Below are 16,701 nucleotides of genomic sequence, written 5' to 3' on the forward strand. Positions count from 1 at the left end.
TCGCTTCACCGCTGAGCAGTAATGCTCAGCAGTGTTCAGCGTAAATGTATCAGCAACTGGCCTAGCCATCGCTATAGACGGTCGTGTGCGCTCGCTGGATCTCTTCGGAACGGCGCAGATTTGCAGCCGGTTGTGGTCCCGCCTGGTAGCCGGTCTGGCCATCGAGGCCCTGCGAGCAGCCCCCTCACGAGCCAAGGCCACCTCTGAGGATGTTCTCAAGTACTGGGCCAACATAACCCAATGGCCTTGGGAAGCGGTAACGACTGTGGGCGAAGGTCAGGAGTACCGGGCAGACTCGCAGCAAGGCGACCAAGGCTCAGCGCTGTTCTACGACGGGAAGCTAGTTTACCTGTCAGCAGTAGGGCCAGTCGTTTCTAATTCTTGAGAGATTGAGCTCAGGGGAGTCGGCCCTCACCCCCAGCCCCTCTCCCAGGGGGAGAGGGGAGCTAGAGATAGTGCTTCGCGCTGCCGGCGCCTTCGCGACAGCGTTGCGTAGCAATAACGACGTAGAGAAACGTTGCATCTATTTGAAATGACTATATCTGTCAAGTCATTACAAAGCCACTGCAGGGGATATACAGTCATTCTGGATGAGCTTAAGACTTTTCCCCCGCGCTTTACAGCAAAATAGGCGATTGTTCAACAAGGGATCCGCCCAAGCGCTCCACGCTGCCATTGCGACTACCCCCAGCCCCTCTCCCAGGGGGGAGAAGGGCCAGGCGGCACTGTTTGGGTTTTGGCGCGATAAAGAAGCTGAGTGCCTTTCTCTAACTCAGGGTGGCTACGGGCTGGGCTTCTACCAAAAGCTGCTGGGTTTGCAAGTCGAAGATAGTGGCCAACAGCCGCCGCGAGGCATCGACGGCAAATTCCACCTTGAGGCGATCTTCTCCTGCCCGACCTGGGGGCTGCAGGCGGGCCAGACAAGCTGGCTCAGCACCCAGGGATCGAAAATCGGTTTGTCGGGTAAGTTGGCGGCTGCTCATGCGCCCCAGCTCGTCATAGACCACCTCGGCCTGGGCCACCTGGGCCACTTCCCCCACATCGAGTCGAATTTCGGTCTGGCCATCGTTGGCCACCTGCAAGATCAAGGGCTCGGAGCGTCGGCAAGGGTAGGGGCTGCCCCGCTCGAAGAGGGGATAGTAGATGTAACTTTTTTGCCAGGGATCCCAGAGGCGGATGGCGTAGCTGTGGTGCAGGCGATCCTCGAGCTTGACCTGGCGGCCCACCTGCAGAGCGCCCAGGGCCACGGCGTCGAAGGGGCGCTCGCAGCGGACTTTCTTTTTGCCGAAGTAGGAGCGGAGCAGCTCTTGGACTGCCGGCAGTTGGGAGCTGCCTCCCACCAGGAGCACCTGCTCAATTTGGCTTTTGCCCACTCCCCTTGCCTGGGCGCTGAGCAGCACCTCGTCTAGGCACTGGCGGATCTGGTCGAGGAGCTGGTGGGTTTCTAAAATCTCCTCCAGCGCCTGCCGATTCAAGCGCAGCTCATAGGCAGTTAGAGTCTCGTCGTCGAACCAACTGCCCACAGCCTCCGGCTGGGCAGAAAGGGCGATCTTGAGCTGTTCTGCCTGTTCCAAAAGCGTCATCCAGCTCAGGGCCCCCAGCTGCTGCCGGCTCAGCCCCAGTTGCCCCAGCAGGTATTCGGCTATCCAGATGTCGATATCCACCCCGCCCACGTAGGCGTCGGCCTTGGCGATCACCTCTGCCTTGAGGACGGGGTTGCCCGGCTGGGGGGCAAGGGTGCGCACCAGGCTGAGATCCAGGGTGCCGCCGCCGAAATCCACCACCAGCACCACGGATCCCGGCTGGCCGACCGCATAGCCCAGGGCAGCGGCAGTGGCCTCGTCCACAATTTGAACGGGATCCCCGGCCACCCTCCGCAGCCAGTTCAAGTAGCGCTCAAAGGAGCCGACGGGAGCGGTAAACACCACCTGTTGCGGCTGCAGGTATTCTTGCTGGACGGCTTCCATCACCGCCTGCAAAAAAGCCTGAGCCACCCTCTCGGCGTCGTAGCGCTCCCCATCGAGAATCCGCGGTGGGGGGACAAACTCCGCCACCAGATCCCGCTTGAAGCCCTGAAACAGCCGCTGCGGCTCCACTGCCCCCCAACGCCCGGCCCGCACCGTTTCCCCCACCAAGAGCTGGCCTTTTCCCTTGACATAGACCAGGCTGGGAATGGCCGAGTAGCCCGGGCGGGAAAGGCCGGGAAAGCTGAGCAGGCGGGGCGCTTCTTGGACGGGATCCCAAACTGCCACCACAGTATTGCTGGTGCCGAAATCGATAGCCAGCGTTGCTTTGGGGACAGGTGCCATCAGCTCAATCCTCCGGGCAGCGAGCGGCTGACTTTGGCCGGGCAGAGGATGTAGTCTTTCCGGCGGTAGCCGACAAAGCGGATGTAGACGGGATCCCCTGGCCGAATGTCCGGCTGATCCGGCTGGTGCAGTTGCGGGTCGAAGGGGACGGACTCAAGAGGGCTGCCGATGGCTTCATACCCCCACTGCTGCAGCAGGGCATCCAGCGACCGGAAGAGGGCCGTCACGTTTTGGGCCGGCCAATCGGGCTTGCGCCGGGCAATCTCGCGGACGGTGGGGTAGCTGGTCAGCAGCGGCTGCAGCAGGGAAAAGATCGCTTCTGCAGTGTTCGAGCCCCTTGGACTAGGGTCGCCACCGCCAAGCAGGGATCCCAACTCCCACTCTAAAGCGGCAGCCAGCTTCTGCAGTTGCTCCAGGCGCAGGGATCCCCACTGCCCTTGGCGCACCTGATCGAGGGCGCGGCGGCTGAGCCCCGCCCGGGCTTGCAGAGCCTGCCAAGAGGAGAGGCCAACGGCTTGCATCCGTTCCCGCAGCCAACTGTCCAGCGGTCTCTCGGCCATGGGGTTTTGCCAGGGATCCCTACGATCATGCCCCAACTTGGGCCTGGGTCAGGGATCCACAAAGCGCAGGGAGCGGGCTATGGCTTCCACGTCCCGGTCGTAGCGCTCGCGCCGGCTGGCCGGATAGACCAATTCAAAGCCAGCCTCTAGAGAGGGGCTGACGAGCTTTTTGAGGTAAAAAATCCGCTGGCCGTCTGGCTCGTAGCCGGAGACCACGAAAAAATCCCGACCGGCAACTTGATAGGTAACCCGGCGTCGGCTTTCCCGGCTGCGCTGCAGCTCCTCTTGCAGGGCGCTGGCGGGCGTTGCTTGAAGAATATTGTACCCACCCCAAACGCGCAGCTCGGCCCCCTCTTTGCCGATGAACACCTGGCCGTCGCCGCTGTCGGATTCCCCTTGGGGGACAAAATCAGCCGGATAGTCGAGGCGATAGCCAAAGCGGACATTGATGTAGGGCTGAAAGCCGGACTGGGCCAGCACCAAAAGAGCGGGTGAGGCCAGGGCCGGGATCCCTTCCCCCCCAAGGAGACCGGCGAGCAGACAGGCTAGGCAAGCAGCAGACTTCATGGTTTTGGTTTCCTCGGATCTGCGGCCATTCTAGGCTCCCTTGTCCTAACCTGCTGCTGGCAAAGGGATCCCTCACCCCCAGCCCCTCTCCCACAGGGAGAGGGGAGTAAGGAAGGGTTTCCAGCTTGTTGATTTGAGGTCGATTAAGTCTGCCGGTTGCTATCGGGGCTTTGCCCGGAGCGTAGCAGTTCAATTTTTTCTCTAGCTCGCTGGATGGCGGCGCAGTTGTCCACCGCTGCCCAGGTGGAGGCCAGAAAAAGTCCAGGGAGAGAAACTTCTCCTTCTTCATCGCTAAACAACACGCCGACAAAAATACACCACCCCAAAAAGATCATTAGCGCTTTCCATCGCCGCGTATAAATGTAGGCCGCAAAAGCCAGCAATAACGACAAAAAGACTGCCGCTCCCTGAGACTTTTGAGAAAGGGCATAGGTGCGGCGCAGCTCTTCGTCCCTGCGCTTTTGATCTTCTTGCTGGAGCAACTCTTGCAGATGCTTGTCCATAAAGGCCGCCCCCAAAATCGGACGGCCTGATCGTAAAAATCCTTGGAAGCCCCCTGTTCAAAGGTGATTTCGGCGGGATCCCACCATCCAGGGCGGCAAATAAGATAGCTTGGACAGTGGCCTTCCCGAGTTTCCATCTTCTGTAGAATAGGGAAACTTGTCTCCTATTGCCGGCTGTCAAGCCCGCGCCAATCCATTTGCCATGACCTCAACTCCTCTTGCTGCCCCTGCCACCTGGGATCCCCTTGACCCGCAGGTGCGTCCGGATCCTCGGGGCCGGTTTGGGCCCTTTGGGGGCCGTTTTGTGCCGGAAACCCTGATGAGCGCCCTGACGGAGCTGGAGGAAGCCTTTGAGCAGCATTGGCGGGATCCCGAGTTTCGCGCCGAGTTCCACAGCTTGTTGCGGGATTTTGTCGGTCGGCCCAGCCCCCTTTACTTTGCCCAGCGGCTGACCGAGCACTACGACGGCCCCCAGATCTACCTCAAGCGCGAAGACCTCAACCACACCGGCGCCCACAAGATCAACAACGCCCTCGGCCAAGTGCTGCTGGCGGTGCGCATGGGCAAGCGGCGGATCATCGCCGAGACCGGCGCCGGCCAACATGGGGTGGCCACGGCAACGGTGTGTGCCCGCTTTGGGCTGGAATGCGTCATCTACATGGGGGCAGTGGACATGGAGCGGCAGGCCCCCAATGTGCAGCGGATGCGCCTGCTGGGCGCTGAGGTAAGGGGGGTCGAATCAGGCACAGCCACCCTCAAAGACGCCCTCTCCGAGGCCATCCGCGACTGGGTAACCAACGTGGAGACCACCCACTACGTCATCGGCACGGTGGCCGGACCCCACCCCTACCCGAAGCTGGTGCGGACCTTTCACGATGTCATCGGCCAGGAGACGCGACAGCAGTGTCAGGAGAAATGGGGAGGCCTGCCGGACGTGCTGCTGGCCTGTGTGGGCGGCGGCTCCAATGCCCTGGGGTTGTTCAACGAGTTTGTTCAGGATCCCCAAGTGCGGCTTATCGGCATCGAGGCTGCCGGGGAGGGCTTACACACCTCCCGCCACGCCGCCACCCTCAGCCGCGGTCGCGTTGGGGTCTTGCACGGGGCCATGAGCTACCTGCTGCAAGATGAAGAAGGCCAGGTGCAGGAGGCCCATTCCATCAGCGCCGGCTTGGATTACCCCGGCGTGGGGCCGGAGCACAGCTACTTAAAAGCAATTGGGCGAGCCGAGTACTACGCCGTTACCGACGACGAGGCGGTAGAGGCGCTGCTGCTGCTGTCGCGCCTGGAGGGGATCATCCCGGCTTTGGAGACGGCCCATGCCCTGGCCTACCTGAAGACTTTGGCCCCCCAGCTTGGCCCCCAGCAGCGGGTGGTGGTCAACTGCTCCGGGCGGGGCGACAAGGATCTGAACACCGTTTTCAAGTACTTGCAGAAGCGGGGGCATAGCCTAGCCTAGAGTTGGGTTGGCAAGATCCTCAGCTCGTGTCCACCTTTGCCATTCGATCGCTCAGCCTGCTGGCCTTGTTTCTGGGGGCAGGGCTAGGGCTGCTGGCCGGATCCCGGCCAGAGGTTTCTGGGCGCGTTGGCGGGATCCCGTCCCCGGCCACGAGTTCCCCGGCAGGCGCCTTGCCCCGCAACGGCGGGACGGAGGGGATCCCTGCTCCCGTCCAGCCGCAACCCTTGCCCAAGACGCTGCCGGCCCTGGCGCGGCAGGCCATCGCCCACTACTTCGCCACTGGCCAGGTGCTGCCTGCTCCAGAAGAGATCCCGCCCCACTGGCGGCGCCCGGCGGGAGTTTTTGTTACGGTGACCAGGGAGGGACGGCCCCGCGGCTGTTGGGGCAGCTTGGATCCCGGCGGCGAGGATCTGGCCAGGGCCACCATCCGGGCGGCGGTGGGGGCTGTTACTCGCGACTGGCGCTATCGGCCCCTGCAACCCGGCGAGCTGGAGTCGGCTTCTATTCAGGTGGCCATCGTGCGACGGGTGGTGCCCATCCCCTCTCTGGAGCAGGTGGATCCCACCCGCATGGGCCTGTTCATTCGCGCGGGGACACGGGGGGCGGTGTTGCTGCCCGGAGAGGCTCTGACGACGGCCTGGCAGCTCTCCACCGCCAAGCAATTGGCCGGGATCCCTGCCGATCAGCCGGTGGAGCTGTTTCGCGTGGAGGCGGAGCTGTTGCATGAGTTCTGAGGCAGAGCGGTGGCTGGCCGCCGTGGTGGGCAACACCCACGTGCGCTGGGGCTGGTTTGCTGGCGAGAGCTTGGTGAAGGTGGAGCAGTTTCCCGCCCACCAACCCCTATCCTGGCCAGAAGAGACGGAGCTGTGGCTAGCTGCCGTTGGCTCTGCCCCTTTGCCGCCCCGATCCCCCTGGGTGCATTGCCTTGAGCTCTCCCAGGTGCCGCTGCGGGATCCCTATCCCGGGCTGGGGCTGGATCGGGCACTGGCTCTGTGGGCCGCCGGGATCCGCTACGGCTGGCCCTGCTTGGTCATCGACGCCGGCACCGCCTTGACCCTGACGGGAGCTGACGCCGAGGGATCCCTGGTGGGAGGAGCGATCCTGCCCGGCCTGGGGTTGCAGGCGCAGGCGCTGGCCGACCACACCGCCCGGCTGCCCAAAGTGGAGTGGGATCCCGGCGCTCCCATACCCCCCCGCTGGGCCAGGAACACTGGGGCCGCCATCTGCAGCGGCATTCTTCATACCCTGCTGGCCGGCTTGCGGGATTTTCTGGCCGACTGGCGCCGCCGCTTTCCCCAAGGCCCGCTGCTAGTAACCGGCGGCGATGGCGAGCTACTCTACCCCCACCTGCGGCCCCTTGACGCAGAGCTGCGCTGGGATCCCCACCTGGTGTTGCGGGGGATTGCCGGCTGCCGTCAGTTGCACCGCGTCGTCCGCAAGCCTTCTGGTGCAGAATAGAAGACAGTCTCTCCCAGCCGCCTGCGAGCGGGCAGCTTCTTGCTCAGGGATCCCATGGCCAACGGCAACTCCTTCGGCGTCTTGTTTTGCGTCACCACCTACGGCGAGTCCCACGGGGGGGCGGTGGGGGTGGTGGTGGACGGCTGCCCGCCGCGGCTGCCCTTGAGCGAGGCCGACATCCAGGCGGAGCTGGATCGGCGCCGTCCCGGCCAGAGCCACATCACCACGCCGCGCCAGGAGGCGGATCGCTGCCAGATCCTCTCCGGGGTTTTCCAAGGCTTTACCCTCGGCACCCCCATCCACATCCTGGTGCGCAACCAGGACGCCCGCCCCCAGGACTACCAGGAGATGGCCACCACCTTCCGCCCTTCCCATGCCGATGCCACCTACCAGGCCAAGTACGGCATCCGCAACTGGCAGGGGGGAGGGCGGGCCTCGGCGCGGGAGACCATTGGCCGGGTGGCCGCCGGGGCCATCGCCAAGAAGATCCTGCGCCTGGCAGCAGGGGTAGAGATCCTGGCCTATGTGCAGCGGGTCCAAGACGTAGAGGCCCAGGTGGATCCCAGCTCCGTGACGGCGGAGCAGGTGGAAGCCAACATCGTCCGCTGCCCCGATCCAGCCGCGGCGGCGGCGATGATTGAAAAAATTGAAGCAGCGGCGCGGGAAGGAGATTCTCTCGGGGGAGTGGTGGAATGTGTGGCCCGCAATGTGCCCCGCGGGCTGGGCTGCCCGGTGTTCGACAAATTGGAGGCCGACCTGGCCAAGGCGGTGATGTCGCTGCCGGCCAGCAAGGGGTTTGAGATCGGTTCGGGGTTTGCCGGCACCTACCTGACGGGCAAGCAGCACAACGACGAGTTCTACATGACCCCCAGCGGCTGGCGCACCCGCAGCAACCGCTCCGGCGGCATCCAGGGGGGCATCAGCAACGGGGAAGACATCGTCCTGCGGGTGGCCTTCAAGCCCACCGCCACCATTCGCCAGCCCCAAAGCACCGTCACCCTCGACGGGCAGGAGACGGTTTTGGCGGCGCGGGGGCGCCACGATCCCTGCGTGCTGCCGCGGGCGGTGCCGATGGTGGAGGCGATGGTGGCTTTGGTGCTCTGTGACCATCTGCTGCGCCACCACGCCCAGTGCCGATCCCTGGCCTTGCCAGAGGTGCCCATTCCCGCCGTTCCCCTGCCCCACAGCTAGCGGCAGCCGGTCGGAGTCCTTGTATCCTAAGAAAGAGGCGGGATCCCTGTTCATGGCCAAGGCCAAAACCGTCTGGGAGTGCAGCCAGTGCGGCGAGCGCTACCCCAAGTTTTTGGGCCGCTGCGACAACTGTGGCGCCTGGAACACGCTGACGGAGGTGGTCGTCGCCCCCTCTTCTAAGTCTGGGCCACCGCAGCGGCTCGTTCCCCAGCGCAGCCGCGGCAACGGGATGCCCCTGTCGGCCCTTCCCCTCTCCCAAGTCTCCTCGGAGAGCCACCCCCGCCTCTCCTCTGGCTCCGGCGAGTTCGACCGGGTGTTGGGAGGTGGCATCGTGCCGGGATCCCTGGTGTTGATCGGCGGCGATCCAGGCATTGGCAAGAGCACCCTGCTGCTGCAGACTGCTGCGCATCTCGCCAAGCGGGGGCCCATCTTGTACGTGTCGGGGGAGGAATCGGCCCAGCAGATCAAGCTGCGCGCCGCTCGCATTAGCGGGACGGAGTCCTTGCGGCTGGGGATAGAAAGCGAGCAGCTCTACCTATTGGCGGAAACCGACCTGGAGGCCATTGTGGCCGAGATCCAGGCCCTACAGCCCCAGGTGGCGATCATCGACAGCATCCAGGCCATCTTCTGGGGGCAGCTCAGCTCGGCGCCGGGATCCGTTTCCCAGGTGCGGGAATGCGCCGGCCTCTTGATGCGAGTGGCCAAAAAACTGGGGGTGGCCCTGCTCATCGTTGGCCATGTTACCAAAGATGGATCCCTGGCCGGGCCCAAGGTGCTGGAGCACCTGGTGGACACCGTCTTGTACTTTGAGGGGGATCGCTTTCAGAGCCACCGCCTGCTGCGCGCCGTCAAAAACCGCTTTGGGGCGGCCCAGGAAATCGGCGTTTTCGAGATGACCGCCTCTGGCTTGGTGGAGGTGGACAATCCCTCGCAGCTTTTTTTGAGCAGCCGGGATCAGGCCACGCCGGGAACGGCCACCATCGTCGCCTGTGAGGGCACCCGCCCCTTGGTGGTGGACGTGCAGGCCCTGGTCAGCCCCACCAGCTACAGCTCCCCCCGCCGCACCGCCACCGGCATCGAGCTCAACCGCTTTTTGCAGATCTTGGCGGTGCTGGAAAAACGGGTGGGGATCCCGCTTTCCAAATACGACGCCTACATTGCCTCCGCCGGCGGCATCCAGGTGGCCGAGCCAGCTGCCGACTTGGGGGTGGCGGTGGCCGTGGCCGCCAGCTTCCGAGATCGCCAGGTGGATCCCTTTACGGTCTTGATCGGCGAGGTGGGCCTGGGGGGACAGGTGCGCCCGGTGGCGCAGTTGGAGCAGCGCCTCAAGGAAGCCGCCAAGCTGGGGTTCCGCCACGCCATCATCCCCAACAGCCCCGTTTTGGCCGACTCTGGCCTGCGCTTGAGCCGGGTGCAGCGGGTGTTGGAAGCTCTGCTGGTGGCTCTGCCCAGCTCCGAGCCTGGCCAGTGAGAAGGGATCCCCAACTTGCCCAGTTGGGCGGTCGAGCTCCGCCAAGAACCAAGCTACGGGAAAATGTCATAGAGTAAAGGTTTGTGCGACAACAGCAACCGGATCCCGGCCCGGATGGGCACACTATCCTACAGACCCTGGCGCAAGAGACTGACCTAAGGATCGACCTATGGCGTTGGTAGCCCTGTTTCTTTTCGTGGTGTACCTGATCGTCTCCAGCTTGAACGCCCAGGCGGAGCGCTAGCTGCTTTCCAAAAGGGATCCGGCCAAAGCTGAGGAGGTCGGGCAGGATTTTTTGTCTCTTGCCCCGCTCCAGGAGGCAGGCCCTCGGCCCAGGGTTGGGCTTCTATCTCTGGTGTGGATTGGAGAAGCTCTCTGGTCGCCTTTTTCCCCAAAACCTTTGCTACCCTCGAGATGGTTCGATATCGGCTCGATTGACCAACAACCGAGCAGTCGCTAGCAGCGGCCCTGCAAAGGATCCCGGCATCATGGTTTCTGCACCTTCTAGCCCCCTCAAGCCCTCGACGCCGGCAGCGGAGTTTCCACCGCCGCCCCCACCCGATATCAGTGACCTGGTGATCGAGGACGACCAGCCTGTGGACAGCATCTACTCGGAGAAGCTGCAGCGCTTGCTCACGAGCGCCCTCTACGCCTCCTTTCAGCCCAGAGCCAAAGACAGCGGCGAGCCGATCCCCTTCCTGGCCACGGCCAACGTCGGCCTGTTCTACGCCCTCAAGCAGCCGCCGCTCGTGCCCGATGTCATGCTCAGCCTGGAGGTAGCTCCCCCCGCCAGCTTCGAGCGCAAGGAAGATCGCACCTACTTTGTCTGGGAGATGGGCAAGCCTCCCGACGTGGTCATTGAGATTGTCTCCAACCGCGAGGGAGAAGAGCTGGGCCGCAAACTCAGGGACTACGCCCGCGCCGGCGTGGGCTACTACGGGGTTTACGATCCTTTGCGGCAACTGCGGGAGCTGCAGGGATCCCCACTGGTTCTTTTTCAGCGGCGGGGGGGAGAGTTGGTTCCCTTCGATTCCACCTGGCTGGAGGAGATTGGCCTGGGCTTGACCCTCTGGCAGGGATCCTTCGAGGGCGTCAACACGGAATGGCTGCGCTGGTGTGACCGAGAGGGCCAAGTTTTACCCACCGGCGACGAAAAGGCCGCCCTAGAGCAGCAGCGGGCCGAGAGAGAACGCCAACGGGCTGAAAGAGAACGCCAACGGGCCGAAAGACTTTTGGAGCTGCTGCGTTCCCACGGGATCGCGCCGCCGGAAGCGTAAAAAAGGATCCCGTCCGTCCCTGAAATCCTCTATCCCTTTTACCCCTATGTCCACTCTCCCCAGCAGCAGCGAAGCTGCCCAACGGGCCGCCCGCCTGGAAAAGGCCCGCCACCTGCAGGAGCAAGGGATCCTGCCCTACGCCTATTCTTTCCCGGTTACCCACTTGGCTGCCGAGTTGCAGGCGCAATTTGCCGATCTCGAGCCCGGCGCCGAGCGGGAGGATGTGCAGGTGGCGGTGGCCGGGCGGATCCGGGCGCGGCGGGTCATGGGCAAACTGGCCTTCTTTACCCTGCAGGATCGCTCTGGCACCATCCAGCTCTACCTGGAAAAGCAACGGCTGACGCAGCACATGGGGGAGCTGGCCTTCAAGAACCTGGACAAGCTGCTTGACGTGGGCGATTGGCTGGGGGCCAAGGGCTGTCTCAAGCGCACCGAGAAAGGGGAGCTGTCGGTGCGGGTGGACGAGTACCAGGTGCTGACCAAGGCCCTGCTGCCCCTGCCCGATAAGTGGCACGGCCTACGGGATGTGGAGAAACGCTACCGCCAGCGCTACGTTGACCTCATCGTCAACCCCGAGGTCAAGCAAACCTTGCTCGACCGGGCCAAGATCGTCCGCTCCCTGCGGCAGACCCTGGAGGAGCGGGGCTTTGTGGAGATCGAGACGCCGGTGCTGCAGGTGATCCCCGGCGGGGCGGAGGCGCGTCCCTTCATCACCCACCACAACGCCCTGGATCTAGATCTCTACTTGCGCATTGCCACCGAGCTGCACCTGAAGCGGCTGGTGGTGGGCGGGATCGAGCGGGTGTACGAAATTGGGCGAGTCTTTCGCAACGAGGGCATCTCCACCCGCCACAACCCGGAGTTTACCTCGCTGGAGGCCTACCAAGCCTTTGCCGACTACCACACGATGATGGAGCTGACCGAAGCCCTGGTCTGCAACGCCGCCCTGGCAGTGCGGGGATCCCTGCAAATTACTTACCAAGGGGAGACCATTGACCTCACCCCACCCTGGCGGCGGGTAACGATCCAGGAGTTGGTGGAGGAGGCCACCGGCATCTTCATCGACGTGGAAAAGGGATCCACCGCCGAGCTCTTGCCCGCCCTGGCCCAGCAGGGGATCCCCGATCTCTCCCCCCACGACTCCCCTGGCAAGCTGTTGGTCAAAGCCTTCGAGCACTGCTGCGAGAGCCGCCTGCGCCAGCCGACCTTTGTTCTCGACTATCCCCTGGAGGTGTGTCCGCTCACCAAGCCCCACCGCAGCAAGCCGGGGTTGGCGGAGCGCTTCGAGCTGTTTATCGTCGGGCGGGAGACGGCCAACGCCTACTCGGAGCTGACCGACCCGGTGGATCAGCGGCAGCGGCTGGAGGCCCAGGCGGCCCTGAAGGCAGCCGGAGACGAAGAGGCCCACTTTTTGGACGAAGACTTCCTCACTGCCCTGGAGTACGGCCTTCCCCCCACCGGTGGCCTGGGCATCGGCATCGACCGTCTGGCGATGCTGCTGTGCGACGCTGCCAGCATCCGCGATGTCATCGCCTTCCCCCTGCTGCGACCGGAGACGGGAGAAAGCCCCTGAATAGGGGCCTAGGCCACAAGGGCATGGTTTAGGGGAGTTACATCATCCCCGCACCGCCGGAGCGGCTCGCTCCTGTTTTCGTCTTGGGTTCGGGCTTTTCCACCACAATGGCTTCGGTGGTGAGGTACATGGCGGCGATGGAAGCGGCATTCTGCAGCGCCGAGCGTACGACCTTGGCCGGATCCACGATCCCCTGAGCAAACATGTCCACATAGGTGCCCGTCAGGGCATCAAAGCCAAAGGGCATCTCCTTCTCCAGAACCTTTTCCACCACCACCGACCCCTCCAGGCCAGCGTTGTGGGCAATCTGATAGAGCGGCGCCTGCAAAGCCCGGCAGACAATGTCCGCCCCCACCTGCTCTTCTGCGTTCAAGTTGGCCTTGAAGGCCGGGATCCCTTTGGAAAGATGCAGCAACGTTGCCCCGCCACCGGGGACGATCCCTTCCTCCACTGCCGCCCGCGTGGCGTTGAGGGCATCTTCAATGCGCAGCTTGCGGTCTTTAAGCTCCGTTTCAGTGGCAGCTCCCACCTTGATCACCGCCACCCCACCGGCCAGCTTGGCGATCCGCTCCTGCAGTTTCTCGCGGTCGTACTCGGAATCGGTGGTCTCCAGTTGCTTGCGGATCTGGGCCACCCGTTTCTCCACCGCCGCCTTGGTGCTGCCGTCGGTCACAATGGTGGTCTTGTCTTTGGTAACGGTAATCTTGCGGGCCACCCCCATCATGTCCAGGGTGACGTTCTCCAGCTTGATGCCGATATCCTCGGAGATGAGCTGCCCACCGGTGAGGATGGCAATGTCCTCCAACATGGCCTTGCGCCGATCCCCAAAAGCCGGCGCCTTCACCGCCACCGCGTTCAACACCCCCCGCAGCTTGTTGACCACCAAAGTGGCCAGGGCTTCTCCCTCCACATCCTCGGCAATCACCAGCAGCGGCCGTCCCTCTCGCGCTACCCGCTCCAGAACAGGCACCAGATCCTGAAGATTGGAGAGCTTATTACTGGTGATGAGCAGATAGGCATTTTCGTATTCGGCCACCATCCGCTCCGTATCGGTGACGAAATAGGGGGAAATGTAGCCGCGGTCGAACTGCATCCCTTCGACAACTTCCAATTGGGTTTCCAAGGACTTGGACTCTTCGACCGTAATCACCCCATCTCGCCCCACGGCATCCATGGCCCTGGCGATCATCTCCCCCACTTCCGGGTCGTTGCCGGCAGAGATGGTAGCTACCTCGGCGATGTTCTTGCGGCCTTCCACAGGCTTAGCTTGAGCGGCAATTTGCTCCACCAGGTAGGCAGTGGTCTTCTCGATGCCGCGCCGCAAAGCTACAGGGTTGGCTCCTGCCGAAATATTCTTCAACCCCTCCTGCACCATGCTCTGGGCCAAAATGGTGGCTGTGGTGGTGCCGTCTCCGGCCACGTCGTTGGTCTTGGTGGCCACTTCCCGCATCAGCTGGGCACCGGTGTTCTCCAAAGGATCCGCCAATTCAATTTCCTTGGCAATGGTGACCCCGTCGTTGACGATCTGGGGGGCGCCGAACTTTTTCTCCAGAAGGACGTTGCGCCCTTTCGGGCCAATGGTAACCTTAACTGCATCCGCCAGTTGATTGATGCCCTGCTCCAATGCCTTGCGGGCCTCTTCCCTAAACAGAATCTGTTTTGCCATAGAATCCCCGATCCTCTTAGTTTCAACTGGGCCGCTTAGCGCTGCCAGGCGGAGTGGGATCCCAGAAGGGCCCCGGCGATCCATTGGCTTGGCCGAGCCCAAAGTTAGCACTCTGAAATCCCGAGTGCTAATCTAGCCCAAAAGCAGGATCCCCATCAAGATGGGTTGGGTTTGGAGTCGCGGCCTCGGCGGGGAGGGGAGAGCTAGGCGTTGCCGCCGATGAGGATGTCGGGGAACTGGGCTTGGGCTTCGCTGATGGGGCGCTCGCGTCCGCCGTTTTGCCAGTAGTTGATCAGTTCAGTGGCTTGGTTGAGTAGAGTGATGCGATCTTCCTCGCTGATCCAAGTTTTGCTCTCCAGCTCGGCTTTGAGCTGTTCCCAGGCGTCATCCCGCGGCCAGAAAAAGTAGCGGGTGAGGGGGCTGCGGTTTTTGGCCACCACCTGATCCACGGCGATGGCCAAATCGTTTTCCAGCCAGAGGGCTTTCAGGGCAAATTTCGGCAAGGCTCTTTTCTCCTTTGCAGGACTCGACAGATCACACACTGGCCCGGCCTGAGCCGGGCAACCTTCTATTCTGACATAAGTCTTGCTACCTCAGTGGATAGGCCAGCTCAGCCCTGTTTAGGTCTTGGGGCAAAAGCGCTTAGATCGCACAGGGCTGTTTCCCCTTTCAGCACCAAATCCCTCAGGATGGCGGCGCTAATCGGGGCCAGCAACACTCCATTGCGGTAGTGGCCGGTGGCAACCAAAAGATTGACATAGCCGGGAGCCGGCCCCAGAATGGGGGCGCGCTGCCCCAGCGGTCGGGGTCGATGGCCGGCCCAGTGCTCCAGCAGGGTGGCTTCGGCTAGGGCCGGGCAGATGCCGATGGCGTGGGCCAGCAGATCCTGTAAGGCCAGCAGCGTCGGCTGGGGATGGGGGGCCTGAAACTCCACGGTTGCCCCCACCCACAGGGATCCATCCCCCAGGGGGACCAGATGCAGATCCTCGTCGCTGACCACCGGCCCCAGGGGGATCCCCGCCGCTTTGACCCGCAGAGCCTGGCCTTTGACCGCCTGCAGAGGGATCCGCAAGCCCAGCTCCTCGGCCAGAGGGGAGCTGTCCAGGCCGGCAGCGAGAACGACATGGCCTGCCGAGAAGGCGAAGGCTGGCGTATAAACTGCCTGTAGGCGAAAGGGAGGATCCGGGCTGCGCTGCATCTTCTGAACCGGCTGATGGAAGAAGAAGCGGCAGCCTCTGCGTTGGGCTGCTTCCACAAGCGCCTGCGTAAGGAGGCGGGGTTGGATCTGCCGATCTTGGGGAGAGTAGAGGGCTCCCCCCAGGTCGCTGCGCAAACCTGGCTGCAGGGATCCCACTTCGCCAGGGCTGAGAAACTCCAGGCGGTAACCTGCTTGCCGGCGAGCCGCCAGGGTTGCTTGCCAAGCGTCCACTTCCTCCTCCCGGAGGAGCTTGAGGATGCCGTGCCGATTGACGGGCAAAGTCCGACCCAAGTCGGCTTCCAGCCGCGCAATCAGGGGATCGAACTGCTCCAGGCTTTTCAGGCGCAACTGCACCACCTCCCCATCTGGCTGGCGGCTGCAGATCCCCATCAACACCCCCAACGAGGCCCCGGTGGCGCCTGAGGCCGGATCCCTGGCGTCGATCCCAACCACCGATAGCCCTGCTGTGGCCAATTCGTAGGCGATGGCACAGCCCACCACCCCACAGCCGATCACCAAAACGTCGCAGTTCAAGGTTCCTCCTCAAAGAGAGCCCTTTTGCCGTGATACCCCATTCTGCGGGCGGGATCCCTTCTGGAGAGCGGCCAGCTTTGCCGCCCTTGTCCTCTGCGGCAAAAAGTAGGGGAAACGGCGAAGATGTCGACATCCCCGACTGCCTTTGCCCATGGATACTGAACTGCTGCTGCCCGATGTCGCTGATCTGGTCACTGAGGACGATACCCCGGCGGATAACTTTGCCTCTGAAAAGCAACAGCGCCTCCTGACTGGCTCGCTCTACAGCTCTCTGCCCCACAAAACCTTCCTGGCAGCAGCCAATGTCGGGATCTACACAACCCCCAGTCGCCCCCCGATTGTGTCGGATGTTTTTCTCAGCCTGGATGTCACGGTGCCGGAACAATGGTGGGAGAAGCAGAACCGGTGCTATCTGCTCTGGCAATTTGACAAGCCGCCGGATGTGGTGATCGAGATTGTCTCCAACCGCGAAGGCGACGAGCTAGGTGGCAAGTTCAGCCGCTACGAGCAGATGCGGGTCAGCTACTACGTGGTTTTTGATCCCAACCACGAGCTGGGATCCGAGGAGCTGCGCCTTTTTGAGCTGCGGGGCCGCCACTATGCGGAAATGACCGAGACCTGGCTGGAACAGGTGGAGCTGGGCCTGAGGCTGTGGGACGGAGTTTTCGAGGGGAAACAAGCCCGCTGGCTGCGCTGGTGCGATGCCAAAGGGCAGTTGCTTTTGACGGGAGATGAGCGGGCCGAGCTGGAACGCCAACGAGCCGAACAGGAACGCCAGCGGGCCGAGCGTCTGGCAGCAAGGTTGCGGGCTTTGGGCGAGGATCCGGATCTGGAGAGGTGACGTACTCCCGCACTTATGCTGACGCATAGAGTGCAGGCTTCCCAGTGACTCCTGCCCAATGGCAGGACATTTCCTGAGCTTGAAGAACGGGACGCCC

At 63.0% G+C, this 16,701-nt stretch carries 16 protein-coding genes; 9 read left to right on the forward strand and 7 right to left on the reverse strand.

The features are described 5' to 3' along the window. Window positions 1–31: 31 nt before the first annotated feature. Window positions 32–385: an ARPP-1 family domain-containing protein gene (locus tag GG26_RS12385; protein ID WP_414390914.1), complete on the forward strand. Its 354-nt coding sequence runs from the start codon at window positions 32–34 to the stop codon at window positions 383–385. A 382-nt stretch (window positions 386–767) separates the two neighbouring features. On the opposite strand, the gene GG26_RS12390 is transcribed toward GG26_RS12385, so the two are convergent. The 4 genes from GG26_RS12390 to GG26_RS12405 form a co-directional block, all read right to left on the reverse strand. After that, the gene (locus GG26_RS12390) at window positions 768–2,309 is read right to left on the reverse strand and encodes an Hsp70 family protein (RefSeq protein ID WP_414390916.1); all 1,542 of its coding nucleotides are present in this window, start codon (window positions 2,307–2,309) and stop codon (window positions 768–770) included. Continuing rightward, window positions 2,309–2,869: a hypothetical protein gene (locus GG26_RS12395; RefSeq protein ID WP_414390919.1), complete on the reverse strand. Its 561-nt coding sequence runs from the start codon at window positions 2,867–2,869 to the stop codon at window positions 2,309–2,311. The genes GG26_RS12390 and GG26_RS12395 overlap by 1 nt, the downstream gene beginning before the upstream one ends. Before the next feature lie 48 nt (window positions 2,870–2,917). After that, complete coding sequence (locus GG26_RS12400) at window positions 2,918–3,436, reverse strand: hypothetical protein (RefSeq protein WP_099812521.1); 519 nt, start codon at window positions 3,434–3,436, stop codon at window positions 2,918–2,920. A gap of 143 nt (window positions 3,437–3,579) precedes the next feature. Further along, a complete protein-coding gene (locus GG26_RS12405) occupies window positions 3,580–3,939 on the reverse strand; it encodes a hypothetical protein (protein WP_011429249.1) in 360 nt (119 codons plus the stop codon). A gap of 202 nt (window positions 3,940–4,141) precedes the next feature. On the opposite strand from GG26_RS12405, the gene trpB reads away from it, so the two are divergent. The 7 genes from trpB to lysS all read left to right on the forward strand — a co-directional run bounded on the left by trpB (window position 4,142) and on the right by lysS (window position 12,365). After that, entirely contained in the window at window positions 4,142–5,395 is a 1,254-nt protein-coding gene (trpB, locus tag GG26_RS12410; RefSeq protein WP_414390933.1) for a tryptophan synthase subunit beta, read from the forward strand. A gap of 26 nt (window positions 5,396–5,421) precedes the next feature. Continuing rightward, on the forward strand, window positions 5,422–6,129 hold the full coding sequence (locus tag GG26_RS12415) for an AMMECR1 domain-containing protein (RefSeq protein WP_228375405.1): 708 nt from the start codon (window positions 5,422–5,424) through the stop codon (window positions 6,127–6,129). Further along, the gene (locus GG26_RS12420; protein WP_414390923.1) at window positions 6,119–6,853 is read left to right on the forward strand and encodes a pantothenate kinase; all 735 of its coding nucleotides are present in this window, start codon (window positions 6,119–6,121) and stop codon (window positions 6,851–6,853) included. Before GG26_RS12415 ends, GG26_RS12420 begins: the two co-directional genes overlap by 11 nt. 54 nt (window positions 6,854–6,907) lie before the next feature. Further along, window positions 6,908–8,044 (forward strand): chorismate synthase, encoded by a 1,137-nt coding sequence (gene aroC, locus GG26_RS12425; protein ID WP_414390926.1) that lies wholly within the window; start codon window positions 6,908–6,910, stop codon window positions 8,042–8,044. A 52-nt stretch (window positions 8,045–8,096) separates the two neighbouring features. After that, entirely contained in the window at window positions 8,097–9,515 is a 1,419-nt protein-coding gene (gene radA, locus GG26_RS12430) for a DNA repair protein RadA (protein ID WP_011429244.1), read from the forward strand. Between the two features lie 488 nt (window positions 9,516–10,003). After that, the gene (locus GG26_RS12435) at window positions 10,004–10,792 is read left to right on the forward strand and encodes a Uma2 family endonuclease (protein WP_240527750.1); all 789 of its coding nucleotides are present in this window, start codon (window positions 10,004–10,006) and stop codon (window positions 10,790–10,792) included. 46 nt (window positions 10,793–10,838) lie between these two features. Beyond that, the gene (lysS, locus tag GG26_RS12440) at window positions 10,839–12,365 is read left to right on the forward strand and encodes a lysine--tRNA ligase (protein ID WP_011429242.1); all 1,527 of its coding nucleotides are present in this window, start codon (window positions 10,839–10,841) and stop codon (window positions 12,363–12,365) included. A gap of 37 nt (window positions 12,366–12,402) precedes the next feature. Here the strand turns inward: lysS and groL are convergent, their stop codons facing one another. The 3 genes from groL to GG26_RS12455 all read right to left on the reverse strand — a co-directional run bounded on the left by groL (window position 12,403) and on the right by GG26_RS12455 (window position 15,763). After that, window positions 12,403–14,031, reverse strand: coding sequence for a chaperonin GroEL (gene groL, locus GG26_RS12445; RefSeq protein ID WP_011429241.1), 1,629 nt, complete (start codon window positions 14,029–14,031; stop codon window positions 12,403–12,405). 203 nt (window positions 14,032–14,234) lie between these two features. Next, the gene (locus tag GG26_RS12450; protein ID WP_346426047.1) at window positions 14,235–14,573 is read right to left on the reverse strand and encodes a 30S ribosomal protein PSRP-3; all 339 of its coding nucleotides are present in this window, start codon (window positions 14,571–14,573) and stop codon (window positions 14,235–14,237) included. 68 nt (window positions 14,574–14,641) lie between these two features. Next, the gene (locus GG26_RS12455) at window positions 14,642–15,763 is read right to left on the reverse strand and encodes an NAD(P)/FAD-dependent oxidoreductase (RefSeq protein WP_071813491.1); all 1,122 of its coding nucleotides are present in this window, start codon (window positions 15,761–15,763) and stop codon (window positions 14,642–14,644) included. A 151-nt stretch (window positions 15,764–15,914) separates the two neighbouring features. On the opposite strand from GG26_RS12455, the gene GG26_RS12460 reads away from it, so the two are divergent. After that, on the forward strand, window positions 15,915–16,604 hold the full coding sequence (locus GG26_RS12460) for a Uma2 family endonuclease (RefSeq protein WP_011429238.1): 690 nt from the start codon (window positions 15,915–15,917) through the stop codon (window positions 16,602–16,604). The last annotated feature ends 97 nt before the right edge of the window (window positions 16,605–16,701 follow it).

It is taken from the genome of Synechococcus sp. 'PEA 65AY6A-5F PE A', assembly GCF_047462575.1.
In the GTDB taxonomy this organism is placed as follows: domain Bacteria; phylum Cyanobacteriota; class Cyanobacteriia; order Thermostichales; family Thermostichaceae; genus Thermostichus.